The sequence below is a fragment of the Kitasatospora nipponensis genome (genome assembly GCF_039528135.1).
In the GTDB taxonomy this organism is placed as follows: Bacteria; Actinomycetota; Actinomycetes; order Streptomycetales; family Streptomycetaceae; genus Kitasatospora; species Kitasatospora nipponensis.
Window position 1 is genome coordinate 1 of the sequence record NZ_BAAALF010000205.1, and the last position, 13,706, is coordinate 13,706.

The following is a 13,706-nucleotide window of genomic DNA, read 5'->3' on the forward strand; positions in this document are numbered from 1 at the left end:
CCGCTGCTGCAGGCCGCCTCCGACGCACTGGCCGAGGAGGGCTTCACCCCCACCCCCACCCCCGCCCCCACGCCGACTCCCGTCCCCGCGCTCACCCCGACGCCGGTGGCCGGGGTGGCGGTGCCGATTCCCGTGCCGCTTCCGGGCGGTGCCCTGGTGGCCGCTCCCCAGGAGTCGGCCACCCCGACTTCCGCGTCAGGCACCCCCACCCCCACCCCCGCCCCCGCCTCTGACGCCTCGTCCGTCCCCGGTCCCGGTCCCGGTCCCGCCGAGCGTCCCGGCGTCGCGCTCCCCCTCCCGCCGCAGGCGGCCACCGCCCCGCCGCTGCCCGCGCCGCCGGGCGGGCTCTCCACGGTGCGTCACGCCTCCTTCGGCGGCTGGCGGGCGGTGAGCTGCGGCGTGCTGCTGATCCTCACCGGCCTGACCCTGGTCACCCGGCGGATCCTGGCCCGGGGCCCCGGCGCCCGGCGCCGCTGACGGCGGACCGTCCCACCGGCCGCACCGGCCCCACCCCCAAGTGGGTGGGGCTGCCAGGCTTCCGGGCGAGCGTGACGAAGCTGTCGGACCATCAGTGACCTGCGCGTTCGAGCCGACACGCCGTCAGGGCGACCCCGACACGCTGTGGTCCAAATGTCGCATTTACAGAGTTATGTACCTAGCCTGGCTCTGGTATCGCCCGTCAGCTCCGGGCCGACAGGTGCGTGACACATCGACCCTGAGGATCCCCGCATGGACGCCCCCCGCGATCCCGCCGCCGGCCGTACGCTCGCCGGAGCGACCCCGCTCCCCAAGAGGCTGCCGGTCACCCCCACCCCCCTCACCCCCACCGCGCCCGTCGAGCCGGCGTCGCCGCGTTCTCCACAGCCTGTGGACATCCGGTCCGAGGTCGCCGCCCGCCGACCCCCCAAGGCGGACGCGGAGCTGCGCGAGCGGGTCGCGCTCACCGTTCCGGGCTGGGTCGCGCTGCTGGCGATCCTGCTGGCGGGGGTCGGCATGGTGCTGGCGCTGGCCCGGGTGGGGCTGATCCCGCCGATCGTCGCCGGCCTGCCGGACCTGCGGACGGCCGCCGCCAAGGAGGCCGCCGCGCCGGTGGTCACCGGCTCGGCGCTGCTCGCGGTGACGGCCGGCGCGCTGGTCTGCCTGATCGCGCTGACCGGCCTGCTGGCCAACGCGGTCGGCGAGACCCGGGTGCTCTCCCGCTGGGGGCAGTACCGCGGGACGGTGCGCCGCAACGGGCTGCTCTGGGTGAGCCCGCTGCTGCGCCGCCGCCGGGCCGACGTGCGCCTGCGGCACTGGCGCAGCGAGCCGGTCCACGTCACCGACCGGACCGGGACGCCCATCGTGGTGCGGCTGCTGGTGGTCTGGCGGATCAAGGACACCGCCCGAGCGCTCTTCTCGGTCGGCCACCACGAGAACTACCTGCGCGAGCAGATCCACGCCGTGCTGACCCGGACCGCCAGCACCCTGCCCTGTGACAGCAACGCCGCCCCCGGGCCCGCCCTGCGCGACGGGCACTGGTTCGCCGACGAGCTCACCCGCTCGCTGGCCGCCGAGGCGGCGCCGGCCGGACTGGAGGTCTTCTCGGTGCAGCCGCTGGCCCTCGACTACGCCCCCGAGGTGGCCGAGTCGATGCGCCGGCGCCGGCTGGCCGACCTGGACGCGGGGCTGCGCACCGTGCTGGTCGACGACGCGGTGGAGGCCGCGGCGCTCGCCGTGCGGCGGCTGGAGCGGGCCACGGCGAACGAGTTGGACCAGGCGGCGCGCAGCGCGCTGATGGAGCAGCTGCTGGTGGCGTTCGTCGCACCGGCCGGTGTGCCCAGTGCGATGCCCGGGACCGTCCCCGCTCCCGCGGCCAGGTCGATCGGGCGGTCCACCGGTCACACGGCCACCAAGGGCACCGTCGGCCCGCGCAACGGGGCCTCCCCGGAGAGGAACTGATCATGAGGATAGCCAGTGGTCCGGCCCTGATCGCCTTCGAGGAGCTGAGCGGTGAACCGGCGCCGCCGGCGGAGTGTTCGTGCCTGCACTGCGCCGCCCGGGCCAGTCGCCCGCGGGTCGGCCCGGCCGCCCCGGCGGCGCGAATACCGCACCTGAACCTGGGCGTCCGCGGGACCTGCCTGGTCAGTACGGTGCTCGCGGGCGCCGGGGTGATGGGCCTGGGCCTGGGCGCGGGCACCGCCAGCGCCGAGCCGGCACCGAGCGGTCCTGGCTGGGACGGGTCCCGGTACTGGTTCCGGAACGCCAGTGGCGAGTGGCGGTACACCAGCCACTACGACGTCTACCTGAGCCGCACCTCGGGCGCGGCCCCCGCCGCTCCGGCTCCGGCTCCTGCCCCGGATCCGGCGACGGATGACGGGATGCGGCAGGGCTGGGACGGTTCGCGCTACTGGTTCCAGAACGCCAGTGGTGAGTGGCGGTACACCAGCCACTACGACGTCTACCTGAGCCGCACCGCGAGCACGGCTCCCGCGGCCCCGGCCGAGCCCAGCGCCCCGGAGCCCGGGGCGCAGCAGCCGAGCGGCACGACGCGGTCCGCCCGTACCGAGGCGGCCATCGCCTTCGCGCTCGCCCAGCTCGGCAAGCCCTACGTCTGGGGCGGCGACGGGCCGTACGGCTACGACTGCTCCGGGCTGGTGCAGCAGGCCTTCCTGCGGGCCGGGATCGACCTGCCGCGGGTCGCCGACGACCAGTACGCGGCCACCACGCCGATCGGCTCGGACGAGCTGCGGCGCGGCGACCTGATCTTCTGGTCGGACAGCAGCCGGGCCTCGGGCATCCACCACGTGGCCATCTACCTGGGCGCCGGCCAGTACGTGGAGGCCCCGCGGCCGGGGACGGCGGTGCGCATCTCGACCCTCAGCAGCGGCTACTACCCGACCCACCTGGGCCGCCCCTGACCGGCCGCCGAACGCCGGGGCGCCGTCCACAGCCTGTGGACGGCGCCCCGGCGTTCGGCGGCGGTGGCGCTCAGGCCGAGGCGGCGTCGAGCAGGGCCAGCTCCTCGGGCGTCAGCCGCAGGGCCGCGCCGACCAGCAGCGGGCCCAGCTGCTCGACCACGCGGGCGCTGGCGATCGGGGCGGCCACGGTGGGCTGGGCGGTGAGCCAGGCCAGGGCCACGCTCGCGGGCTCGACGCGGTGCGCGGCGGCCACCTCGTCCAGCGCGGTCAGCACCCGCGGGCCGCGCGGGTCCTTGAGGTAGCGGGCGACGCCGTCGGCGCGGGCGCTGTTCACCGCGGGGCCGCCCGGCCGGTACTTGCCGGTCAGGAAGCCGGAGGCCAGCGCGTAGTAGGGGACGGCGCCGAGACCGTGCTCGGCCACCACGGCCGCCAGCTCGCCCTCGTAGGTGGCGCGGGAGACCAGGTTGTAGTGCGGCTGCAGCGCGACGTACCGCGCCAGGCCCTCGCGGGCGGAGAAGTCGAGGGAGGCGCGGAGCCGCTCGGGGGTGATGTTGGAGGCACCGATCTCGCGGACCTTGCCCTCCCGCACCAGCTCGTCCAGGCCGCCGATGATCTCCTCGACCGGGGTGTCCGGGTCGTCGTAGTGGGTGTAGAGCAGGTCGATGGTCTCGATGCCCAGCCGGCTCAGCGAGGCCTCGGTGGCGGCCCGCACGGTGGCGGGCTTGAGGCCCTTGTGGGCGGGGTGCGAGCCGACCTTGGTGGCCACCACGATCCGGTCGCGGTTGCCGCGCGAGCGCAGCCAGGCGCCCAGCACGGTCTCCGACTCGCCGCCGCGGTTGCCCGAGGCCCAGGCGGAGTAGACGTCGGCGGTGTCGACGAAGTTGCCGCCGCCGGCCGCGTACGCGTCCAGCACGGCGAAGGACCGGTCCTGGTCGGCGGTCCAGCCGAAGACGTTGCCGCCCAGGCAGAGGGGGAAGACGGCCAGCTCGGAGCTGCCGAGCCGGACGGTACCAGGGGTGTCGCGCTGCTCATCGGTCATGCCCGGGGACAACCCCCGTGCGGGCGGCGCCATTCCGGGGACGGCGGGCGGATCGCGGGGTCAGCGGTGGGCGCGGCCGTCACCCGGGGGAGGGTCCGGGGTGTTCCGGGTGGTGCGGAGTTCGTTAGAGTCCCATGCCATGGCTGAGAACTATGACGACCCCGCCGGCAGCACCCAGATGTTCCGGGCCTTCGTGGAGACCCCGGCGCAGCAGCAGCAGGCCCAGGCGCCCGGCAATGTCTCCGTGCACCGCAGTGGCGGCGGCAGCCGCACCGGTGTGATCGCCATCGCGGCGATCGTCGCGATCGTGGTGGTCGTCGGCGTGGTCTGGCTCGCCGTCAAGTGACCTGACGCGGGACGGTGGTGCGGCGGGCGCTGCGGGCGCCCGCCGCACCACCGTCCGGCACGCCGTCAGCAGGTCTGGCGCCAGGCGTCCAGTTCGAGGTGCTTCTCCATCGAGCTGAGGTCGAGCTGGTTGGACTGCGCGCAGAACTGGTTGGTGGGTACCGAGTACTCGACGTGCAGCACCGCCTTGCCCGCCTTGATGAACGGGGTGAGCTTGTCGCACTCCTGGTACTCGGCGCACTGCTCGTTGACCGCGAAGTCGAAGTCGCCGACCAGGGCCGGGATCTGGTCCAGGTCGTTCTTCAGCGCCACGCCCATGCCGCGCTCGTGCGCCAGCTGGGCGATCATCCGGTTGTAGGTGAGCTGCTGGTCGGCGGTGACCGGGAAGCCCGAGTTGTTCGCGTAGGCGTCCATCAGGTCGGGCTCGACCGCGTCGAAGCCCTTCTCCTTGCACATGTCGAAGCGCTTGCCGAGCAGCGGGCGCAGCACGTCGACCTGGCGGATGTCGAACCACTTCTCGCCCTTCCAGCCGTTGCCGCTGCCGCGCACCGAGGCGGGGAAGGCGGCGGCGTCGGGGCGGAAGTCCTCCCAGGAACCGGCGTTGATGTAGCAGACCACCTTGCGGCCCTTGGCGTGCAGCGCGGCGACCACCGAGGCGTCGTTCTCGAAGCCGTCGATGTCGTAGACCGGGGCGTTGACCGACTGGTCGACGGTGCCGCTGAGTTGCCACTGCCAGGCCTGGCCGGGCGTGGGGTGCCAGTAGGCGCCGGTGACCGGGGCGGAGCCGGTGGGCGTGGTGGTGCCGGGCGCGGTGGTGCCGGGGCCGCCGCCGGTGGTGGCGGGCGCGGAACCGGGGGCCTTGGGGCTGCCGTCGGGCGAGCCCGGGGCGCTGGAGCCGGCGGTGGCGGACGGCGAGGCGCTCGCGGACGCGGAGTCACTGGCACTGGGGGTGGGCGAGTCGGTGCCGGGGGTGGCCGAGTCGCTGGCGGCCGGGGCCGGGTCCAGCTGATCGGAGTCCGAGTCACCGCTGCTGCCGCAGGCCGTGGCCAGCAGGGTGGTGGACAGGGTCAGGGCCGCCAGCAGGACGGCGGTACGACGGGTCACAGCGGGCACTCCAGGTGCGTGGGTTGCGGTAGCGGAGTGGCGGGGACACCCGTGGCGGCGGGTCGAACGCTCTTCGGTGGCGCAGGGCGATCGGTCGCGGCGGCGCCGGCACCGGCCGGCGCGTCGTCAGGCGTCACCCTACCCGGACCGGGCGGCCGAGGGTCCAGCCCGAAGGGCAGGCCGTCCCACGGGTTGCTGCCCCCGCTGGGGACGGCGCAGCCGACGCCGGCGCGGCGTGAGGCGATCAGCGCGCCGGCGGTGGCGGACCGTGCGGCGGGGACCTCGTAGACCAGGTGGCAGAACCGCTCGGCCGGGTGGTGGCCGGTCCACAACGGCAGGACCAGCTGGTCGTAGTCGGCCCAGCTGCCCTCGAAGGTGACCAGGACGTCGCTCAACTCGGGTTCGGCGTACTCGGGTTCGGGGTGCGTGCCATGGCCGAGCACGATCGTCGCGCAGCCCGCGGCGCGGGCCGCGGTGGCCAGGCGGCGGTAGTGCGCGAGCGCGGCCGGGTGGCTGGCGGCCTGGTCGAAGTAGGCCCCGTCGACCTCGTACCACTGGCGGTAGGAGAGCAGTTCGGCCACCACGGTGGCGTGCGGGCGCCGGCCGTAGTCGGTGTCCACGTAGCCGAGCAGCGCGATGCCGGCCGTGCGCAGCAGCGCGGCGGCCTCCTCGAAGGCGGGGTCCGGGGCCTCGCCCGGGCCGTTCGCGATGTTGAGCACGACGGCTCGCACCGCGGACGGCCCGGCGGCCGCGCCCGCCTGCCAGGCCGCCGGGTCCACCACGGGGTGGACGTACAGCGGCACCAGCAGGCGGGCGGCGGAGGTGCTGGTCATCGCGTGCCGGCCGCCGAGGTGTCCGGGACCGACGGGTCAAGCTCCGCGGCGGTGCTCGCCTCCCACAGGTCACGCAGGCTCTGCTCCAGCGTGATGGTGGGCTGCCAGTCGAGCGCGCTGCGGGCGGCGGTGATGTCGGCCTGCTGCCAGGAGACCGCGGCCGAGCGTTCCGAGCCGGCCCCGTCCTCGCGGAGCACGCCCGTGAAGCCGGCCGCCGTCACCAGTCCCTCGGCGATCGCCCGGACCGGACGGGCCCGGCCACCGGCGATGTTGAGGATCCGCGGCAGGGGCGCCGGCGCGAGCGCCGCCGCCCTCACCGCGCGGGCCACGTCGCGCGCGTCGACGAAGTCCCGGTGCGCCGACAGGTCGCCGACCGTCACCAACCCGTCCGGGTGGGCGACGAGTTCGGCGGCAAGGCGGCCCGGCAGCGAGGCGCTGGAGGCGCCGGGGCCGACCGGGTTGAAGACCCGCAGCACCACCGCGTCCAGGGCGGACTCGGCCACCGCGAGCGTGCCGGCCAGCTTGGTGGCGCCGTAGACGCCGGAGGGGCTGGCCGGGGAGCGCTCGGTCAGCGAGCTGCCGATCTCGCCGGGTCCGTACTCGCCGGCCGATCCGAGGTGGATCAACCGGGCCTTGGGGCAGGCCAGTTGGATGGCCTCGACGAGGACGGCCGGGCCGCGCGCGTTGACCTCGCTCTGGAACCGCGCACTGCCCGAGACCGCGCCCGCGCAGTTGACCACCAGGTCGGGCGCGAGCTCGGCCAGGTCGGCCGCCAGCGGTTCGACCTGGACGTCGGTCAGGTCCACCGCGAGGCGGTGCGTCGCCCGCCGACCGCCGGTGACCAGGTCGGCCTCCGGCAGGGCGAGCAGCGCCTCGGCGATGTGCCGGCCCAGGAAGCCGTCGGCCCCCAGGAGCAGGATCCTCATGCGGCCCGCCCGTCCGCGCCGGCCGCTTCCGCGGCCACCGCCTCGATCTCCGCCTCGAGTTCCGCGTCCAGCTCGGCCGCCAGCTCGCTGCTGAGCGAGGCCTCGGCGGCGGCCGGCTGCGGCAGCGGCCGGGGCACCGAGTGCAGCGCCTCGGCGGGCGTGCGGTCGGCGGGCGCCTCGCGCAGCAGCTTCCCGCGGTGCTCGGCGAACTCGGCGTTGGCCCGGTCGTAGTCGTCGGGGCGGCCGATGTCCAGCCAGTAGCCGCCGAACTCGTAGGCGGCCGGCGGGGTCTTGGCGGCGAGCAGGTCCAGCACCAGCTCGTCGAAGCCGAGCGGCAGCCCGGGCGTGTAGGCGCTCAGGGCCGCGCGCGAGACGCCGTAGACGCCCATCGAGACCCGGTAGTCCATGCTGGGCTTCTCGCGGAACTCGGTGATCCGGCCGCCCTCGGTGGTCAGCACACCGAAGTCGATCCGCACCTCACGAGCGTAGGTGGCGATGGTCAGCGGCGCGCCGGAGTTCTCGTGGTGCTTGAGCACACCCGCGAAGTCCAGGTCGGTCAGGATGTCGCCGTTCATCACCAGGAAGTTCTCCGGCAGCCGGTCGAGCATCGTGAGCAGCGGGCCCATCGTGCCCAGCGGCGTGTCCTCGACGGCGTAACCGACTCGCAGCCCCCACTGCGAACCGTTTCCGACGTAGGCGCGGATGATGTGGCCCAGGTGGCCGATGGCCAGCGTGACCGTCTTGAAGCCCGCGGTCGCCAGCTGGCGCATCACGATCTCCAGGATGGCGTGCTGGTCGCCGATCGGCACCAGCGGCTTGGGCAGTGCCGTGGTGTAGGGCCGGAGCCGAACGCCCTTGCCGCCGGCCAGGATCACTGCATGCATGGTGGTCTCCCCCACGAAGAGTTGGTGAACGGGCGAACGGGCTCAGACGTTGTACAGGTCGGTCTTGTAACGGGCCAGGTTGGACGGCTCGCGGAAGAACTCGATGGTCTTCTCCAGGCCCTGCTCCAGCGAGTGGCCGGGCGTCCAGCCGGTGGCCGCGCGCAGCCGGCTGGCGTCGGCGACCAGGCGCATCACCTCGGAGTTGGTGGGACGCAGGCGCTGCTCGTCCTCGCGGACCGTCAGGTCGACCTCCATCAGCTTGCCGACCAGGGTGACCAGGTCGCCGACCGAGATCTCGCCGCCGGTACCGGCGTTGAAGGTGCGGCCGACCACGTCCTCGGCGGGCGCGGTGCCCACCGAGTGGAAGGCGGCGGCGGTGTCCTTGACGAACATGAAGTCGCGGGTGGGCCGCAGGTCGCCGAGGGTGATCTCGCGCGTCCCGGCCGCGATCTGGGCGATCACGGTGGGGATGACGGCGCGCATCGACTGGCGCGGACCGAAGGTGTTGAACGGCCGCAGGGTGACCACCGGGGTCTCGAAGCTGGCGTGGTAGCTGTCCGCCAGCCGGTCCCCGCCGGCCTTCGAGGCCGCGTAGGGGGACTGGGTGTTGATCGGGTGGTCCTCGGTGATCGGGACGGTCTGCGCGGTTCCGTAGGTCTCGCTGGTGGAGGTGTGCACCAGGCGCGGGATGTCCAGGTGGCGCACCGCCTCCAGCACGTTCAGGGTGCCGGTGACGTTGGTCTCGATGTACGAGTGCGGGGCCTGGTACGAGTAGGGGATGGCGATCAGCGCGGCCAGGTGGTAGACCGCCTCGCTGCCCTTGACCAGGCCGTTCACCGAGCCGGGGTCGCGCACATCGCCGAGCGTGATCTCCACCGAGTCGAGGACGTCCCGGTCCAGCGTCTCCAGCCACCCGAAGGAGGAGAAGGAGTTGTACTGGACCATGGCGCGGACCTGGTGCCCGTGGGCGACCAGGTGCTCGACCAGGTGGGAGCCGATGAAGCCCTCGGCTCCGGTGACTGCGACAGTGGTCATGTCGGTGGAGTGCCTTCTCTGTGTGGTGTGGTGGCGGAAATCAGCGGTGACGCGTGGTGCGGCCGAGGACGAAGAAAGCCGTCGGGACCAGGAGCACGGCGGCTGCTCCGCAGCCGTACAACTGGACCCGCAGCGGATCGCCGCCGGCCAGGATGGCGACCGACTCGAAGCCGGCCGCCGCGAGACAGAGCCCCGCGGTGCGCCACGCGACGCCGAGTGCCTGCATGAGCAGCGCCGTCCAGAGCGCGGCAGCCAGCAGGAGGAGAGCGGCCAGCTGGGCCGCTCCGATCAGGTGGGCGTGGGCCCAGATGAGCGTGGACGCCAGGTCGAGTGCGGTGACGGCGGCCAGGTAGCCGAGCAGGCAGGCGGCGAGCACCAGCCCGGTCCGGCGGCGGAAGGCGCCCGGGCTGTGGGTGGTGCCCAGGGCGGAGGTGGCCAGGCTGCGGTAGCGGTAGAGCAGCCACTCGGCCAGGCCCAGGCTCAGGGTGAGCGCGACCAGGGCCGGTCCGGTGTTCGAGCCGTCCAGCGGGGCAGCCGCCGGACGGACCGCGTGGTGCAGGGTGGCGCCGAGCCCGGCGATCATGGTCAGGGTGCCCACCGCGAGCCCGAACAGCCCGGCCGCGGCCGTACCGGTCCAGGCCGGCCCCTCGGCCCCGTCGCCGGCCGGCTTCTCGGAGCCGTGCGCGCAGCGCCACAGCTCCCAGCAGGCCAGCCCGACCGCGCCGAGCAGGGTGGCGAGCAGCACCGCCCAGCGCACCAGCGAGGGCACCTCGACGAGGTAGACCAGCCCGGCGCCGAGCGCGGAGGGCGTGAGCGCGGCGAGCAGCAGCTTCTCGCGCCCCAGCACCAGGAGCACGGTGGCCGCGCCCAGGTAGCCGGACTGCCCGATGGTGAAGAGCAGGGCGGCCAGCGGCCCGCCCAGCAGCCAGCCGGTGGAGGCGGCCACCAGCGCGCCCAGCGGCGCGCCCAGGGTCAGCGCCCGGCCGGCCGCGCCGCGGTCGGCGCGGCTGAGCCAGCCGTACGCCCGGTGCGCCAGTGCCTGGTTCCAGGCCCAGCTCAGCAGGGTGGCGGCGGCCATCGCGGCCATCCCCGAGGGCAGGCCGAAGCGCTCGCGCTGGGTGGCGAACAGGTCGGCGCCCAGCAGGTAGCCCAGGCCCGGCAGGGCGAAGACCAGGCCGCGCAGCACGCAGCGCCACGGGTCGGCCCGCCACGGGTCGGTGACCACGGGGGCCGGGCCCGGGTAGCGGCGGGCGACCTTGGCGAAGAGTTCCTCGGCCAGCGTGAAGGAGTCGGGGCGGCCGTAGGTGAGGGCCGCCTGCTCGTCGGTCAGGCCGTCCGACTCCAGGAACGCGGCGATCTCGTACGGGTGCACCGCGTCGGCGCACAGGTCGGCCAGCCGGTCGGCGAGTTCGTCCAGCGGGTCGGGGGAGAGCTCGGGGTAGGTGTCGGCGGCGGTGCCCAGCCGCGGGCGCTTGCGGCGCTGCGGGATGGTGCGCAGCCGCATCGTCTCCTCGGCCCAGCCGGGCGTTCCCTCGTCGGGGACCAGCCGCAGCGGGCCGCTCATGCCGCACCCTCGGCGGCGGTGGCCCGCTCGGCCACCGGGGCGACCCCGTGCGGCAGCCAGCGCGGCTCGCCGAGCAGCTCGGTGTAGATGTTGCGGAAGCCGTCGATGTTCTGGCGCAGGGTGAACTGTTCGATCACCCGCAGGCGCGCGGCCTCGCCCATCGCGGCCCGCCTGGCGGGGTCGCGCAGCAGTTCCAGCGCGGCGCGGGCCATCGGCTCCGGCTCGCGCGGCGGGACCACCAGGCCGGTCTCGCCGACCGCCTCGCGCACCCCGCCGACGTCGGTGGAGACGGTGGCCCGCCCCGAGGACATCGCCTCGATCAGGGTGAACGGGAAGCCCTCGCTGATGCTGCTGAGCATCACGATGTTGCCGGCCGCGTACGCGTCCTGGATCTCCTCGACCCGGCCCTCGAAGACCACCGAGTCGCCCAGGCCCAGCTCCGCGGCGAGCGCCACGCAGCCGTCCCGGTAGCCCTCGGCGCCGCGCGCGGTGCCGCCGAACATGCGCAGTCTGGCGTCCGGTATCTCGGCCTTGACCAGGGCGAACGCCCGGATCAGGGTCTCCAGGTCCTTGATCGGGTCGACCCGGCCGGCCCAGCTCAGGGTGGGCACCGACGGTTCGGGACCGGCGGCCGGGAAGAGGTCGGGGTCCACCCCGTTGTAGACGGTGCGGATGTTGTCCGGCGGCGTGCCGCCGCGCTCCTCCCAGCGCCGGTTGTACCGGTTGCCGGGGGTCACCAGGGCGGCCCGGGAGTAGCTCTCCTCGGCCAGCATCCGGTAGAAGCCGAGCACCAGGGCCTTGACCGGCCAGCGGTAGGGCCCGGTCCGGTACCCGAGGTAACGTTCCCTCAGGTAGATGCCGTGCTCGGTGAGCAGGAACGGGACGGCGAACTGCTGGGACGCTATGAGTCCGGGCAGCGCCGCCAGGCCCCCGCTGACCGCGTGCGCGACGCCGTCGTGCGGCGGCTCGACCGAGAGCGGACGCAGCGCGTGCTCCAGCAGGTCGGTCGCGTGCAGGGCGTCGTGCAGGGTCGGCTGGGCGGCGGCGGTGGAGAGGTATGCGCGGGTCCACACCTGCTGCAGGGTGCGCAGGGCGGGCTCGCTGCGCAGCGCGGGGCTGAGCAGGCCGCGCCGGGCGAAGTCCGCGAAGCCGTACAGCTCGGTGGCGAAGTGCGAGGCGTAGACCGGGTCGAGGATGGAGTGCAGGAAGCGCTCGTACGCGTCGAGGAAGCGCCGCAGGGTCCGGCCGCGCGGCGGCTTGCCCTCGTCGGCGGGGCCCCAGAGCGGGGCGGTGGTGACGCTGCGCACCTGCGGGGGGAGCTCCCAGGCCAGCGGCTCCGCGCCGGTGCCGGTCACCGCGATGATGTCGAACTCGACGTCGGGCATGCCTTGGACCAGCTGGTCGCACCAGACGCTGACGCCTCCGTGTGCGTGCGGGTACGTCCCCTCGGTCAGCAGGGTGACGCGCATCCTGGCTACCCTCTCCGTCTCTGGGCCCCCGGTGGCGGCCGGGTGCGGGGCGCCGGTGCGGCCTCGGACCTCGAGACCGCACCGGCGCGCTGGTGGTGCTCACTGCTGGGTACTGCGGGGTACTGCCCGGTCCAGCCGGTTACCGCCCGGCGGGACCGCCTGGCTCACTTCTGGGTGGTGCCACCGGCCGGAACCAGGGACTTGCCCTTGGTCCGCTTGGTGTCGCCCGGACCGGCCGGGACGGCCTTGGCGACGCCCGACGGCACGGTGGCCTTCGGGGCGACGCTGGAGACCTTCGCCGGAGCGGCCTTGGCGGCGGCCGGAGCGGCGGCGGGCGTGCCCGCGGAGTTGAGCTGCAGGGTCACCGAGCTCTGGAAGACACCCGGGGTGGCCCAGCCGGACAGCGTGCCGGCGTAGGACGTACCGAAGGCGGTGTTGCCCAGGAGCTGGCTCTGCACGGTACCGGTCGGCATCGTGGCCTCGATCGCCACCCCCGAGGGAGCGTTGACCGTCACGGTGTTGCCGATCCGGTAGCCGGTCACCTTGCCCGTGGCCACGGCGTTCGACCAGGTCGCCCGCTTCTGCAGCTCGGTGCCGATGTTGGCCTCGCTGAGGTTCACCACGGGGGTGTTGTCGGCGTAGAGGCCCTTGTAGGTGTCGAGGATGCTGGTGAGCGCCGGGTAGGCGATCCGGTCCTCGGCGAAGTTGGACTGGTGGATGAAGTGCGGCCGCGGGTCGTTGCTGAGCACGTGGCCCAGGTCGATCCGGGTCTCCAGCGGGACGATGTACGAGGCGTACCCGGTGGTGGTGTCGAGCGGGGCCGACAGGCAGGTGGAGTTGCCCGAGGTCTCACAGACACCGCTGCCGCCGTTGGCCGCGCTGGTGTAGATCCAGTTGTACTCGTCGACCTCTTCGTTGGTGTGGCCGGCGTTGTAGAACACGTTCATCGGGTAGCGCGGCACGGTCAGCGTCGAGCTGCCCACCGAACGCTGGTTGAACTCGCGCGAGGCGTCGCTGCCGGTCCACTTGATACCGGAGGCGGCCAGCGCGGGCGCCAGGTTCGGGTTGTCGGTCGGCTGCTGCGGCAGGGTGACCAGGCCGGAGTGCTCACCGGTGATGAGCTCGCCCGCGTTGATCGTCAGGCCCTGCTGCTTGGCCCACGTGATGTTCTGCTGGATCTCCGACTGGATGGTGGCCTGGTCGACCCAGACCGTCTTGCCGCTCGCGTCGGTCGAGCACTTCCACGGCACCACGGTGACGTCCTGGACGCAGCCGAGGAACGGGTGGTCCCAGGTGTGGTTGATGAACCGCAGCTTGGACTGGTTCGCCACCATGGAGGTGACCAGCGGGTCGGTGGTGGCGTTGTTGTCCGCCATCCAGTCCGCGCTGCCGCCGCCGTTGAAGGCGAAGTCGACCGTGAAGCCGTTGGCCTGCTCCCACTGGGTCAGGTAGGTCACGTCGGCCGGCGTCATGCGGATCGGGTTGGTGTCGGTCGCACCGCTGTTGGGCGGGCAGGTGACGTCACCCGGGGTGCACTTGAGGGTGGTGCTCCACCGGTCGTCGGACAGGAACAGGTCGTCGCTGTGGACGGCGAAGTAGTTCCGGTCGTA

At 73.8% G+C, this 13,706-nt stretch carries 10 protein-coding genes and 3 pseudogenes; 4 read left to right on the plus strand and 9 right to left on the minus strand.

Translation table 11 applies throughout. The features are described from left to right. The 3 genes and pseudogenes from ABD323_RS34495 to ABD323_RS34505 form a co-directional block, all read left to right on the plus strand. Positions 1 to 477 (plus strand): annotated as a pseudogene (locus tag ABD323_RS34495) (hypothetical protein); the annotation flags it as partial. A gap of 252 nt (positions 478 to 729) precedes the next feature. Next, on the plus strand, positions 730 to 1,938 hold the full coding sequence (locus ABD323_RS34500) for an SPFH domain-containing protein (RefSeq protein ID WP_344446022.1): 1,209 nt from the start codon (positions 730 to 732) through the stop codon (positions 1,936 to 1,938). Between the two features lie 2 nt (positions 1,939 to 1,940). Then, complete coding sequence (locus ABD323_RS34505; RefSeq protein WP_344446023.1) at positions 1,941 to 2,897, plus strand: C40 family peptidase; 957 nt, start codon at positions 1,941 to 1,943, stop codon at positions 2,895 to 2,897. A gap of 70 nt (positions 2,898 to 2,967) precedes the next feature. Here the strand turns inward: ABD323_RS34505 and ABD323_RS34510 are convergent, their stop codons facing one another. Next, positions 2,968 to 3,936, minus strand: coding sequence for an aldo/keto reductase (locus tag ABD323_RS34510; RefSeq protein WP_344446024.1), 969 nt, complete (start codon positions 3,934 to 3,936; stop codon positions 2,968 to 2,970). A 139-nt stretch (positions 3,937 to 4,075) separates the two neighbouring features. Between ABD323_RS34510 and ABD323_RS34515 the strand changes: the two genes are divergently transcribed. Next, on the plus strand, positions 4,076 to 4,282 hold the full coding sequence (locus ABD323_RS34515; RefSeq protein WP_344446025.1) for a hypothetical protein: 207 nt from the start codon (positions 4,076 to 4,078) through the stop codon (positions 4,280 to 4,282). 65 nt (positions 4,283 to 4,347) lie between these two features. Here ABD323_RS34515 and ABD323_RS34520 read toward each other — a convergent pair whose 3' ends face one another. The 8 genes and pseudogenes from ABD323_RS34520 to ABD323_RS34555 all read right to left on the minus strand — a co-directional run. Further along, a complete protein-coding gene (locus ABD323_RS34520; protein WP_344446026.1) occupies positions 4,348 to 5,385 on the minus strand; it encodes an endo alpha-1,4 polygalactosaminidase in 1,038 nt (345 codons plus the stop codon). Continuing rightward, positions 5,382 to 6,218: a spherulation-specific family 4 protein gene (locus tag ABD323_RS34525; protein WP_344446027.1), complete on the minus strand. Its 837-nt coding sequence runs from the start codon at positions 6,216 to 6,218 to the stop codon at positions 5,382 to 5,384. The genes ABD323_RS34520 and ABD323_RS34525 overlap by 4 nt, the downstream gene beginning before the upstream one ends. Then, complete coding sequence (locus ABD323_RS34530) at positions 6,215 to 7,144, minus strand: NAD-dependent epimerase/dehydratase family protein (RefSeq protein ID WP_344446028.1); 930 nt, start codon at positions 7,142 to 7,144, stop codon at positions 6,215 to 6,217. Before ABD323_RS34530 ends, ABD323_RS34525 begins: the two co-directional genes overlap by 4 nt. A 173-nt stretch (positions 7,145 to 7,317) precedes the next feature. Then, a pseudogene (locus ABD323_RS34535) lies at positions 7,318 to 8,028 on the minus strand (nucleotidyltransferase family protein); the annotation flags it as partial. 42 nt (positions 8,029 to 8,070) lie between these two features. Beyond that, positions 8,071 to 9,063 carry an SDR family NAD(P)-dependent oxidoreductase gene (locus tag ABD323_RS34540; protein ID WP_344446029.1) on the minus strand — a complete coding sequence of 331 codons (993 nt, stop codon included), beginning with the start codon at positions 9,061 to 9,063 and terminating at the stop codon, positions 8,071 to 8,073. A 40-nt stretch (positions 9,064 to 9,103) separates the two neighbouring features. After that, positions 9,104 to 10,627: a hypothetical protein gene (locus ABD323_RS34545; RefSeq protein ID WP_344446030.1), complete on the minus strand. Its 1,524-nt coding sequence runs from the start codon at positions 10,625 to 10,627 to the stop codon at positions 9,104 to 9,106. Beyond that, positions 10,624 to 12,096 carry a GT4 family glycosyltransferase PelF gene (gene pelF, locus ABD323_RS34550; protein WP_344446031.1) on the minus strand — a complete coding sequence of 491 codons (1,473 nt, stop codon included), beginning with the start codon at positions 12,094 to 12,096 and terminating at the stop codon, positions 10,624 to 10,626. Before pelF ends, ABD323_RS34545 begins: the two co-directional genes overlap by 4 nt. Positions 12,097 to 12,260: 164 nt before the next feature. Then, a pseudogene (locus tag ABD323_RS34555) lies at positions 12,261 to 13,706 on the minus strand (hypothetical protein); the annotation flags it as partial.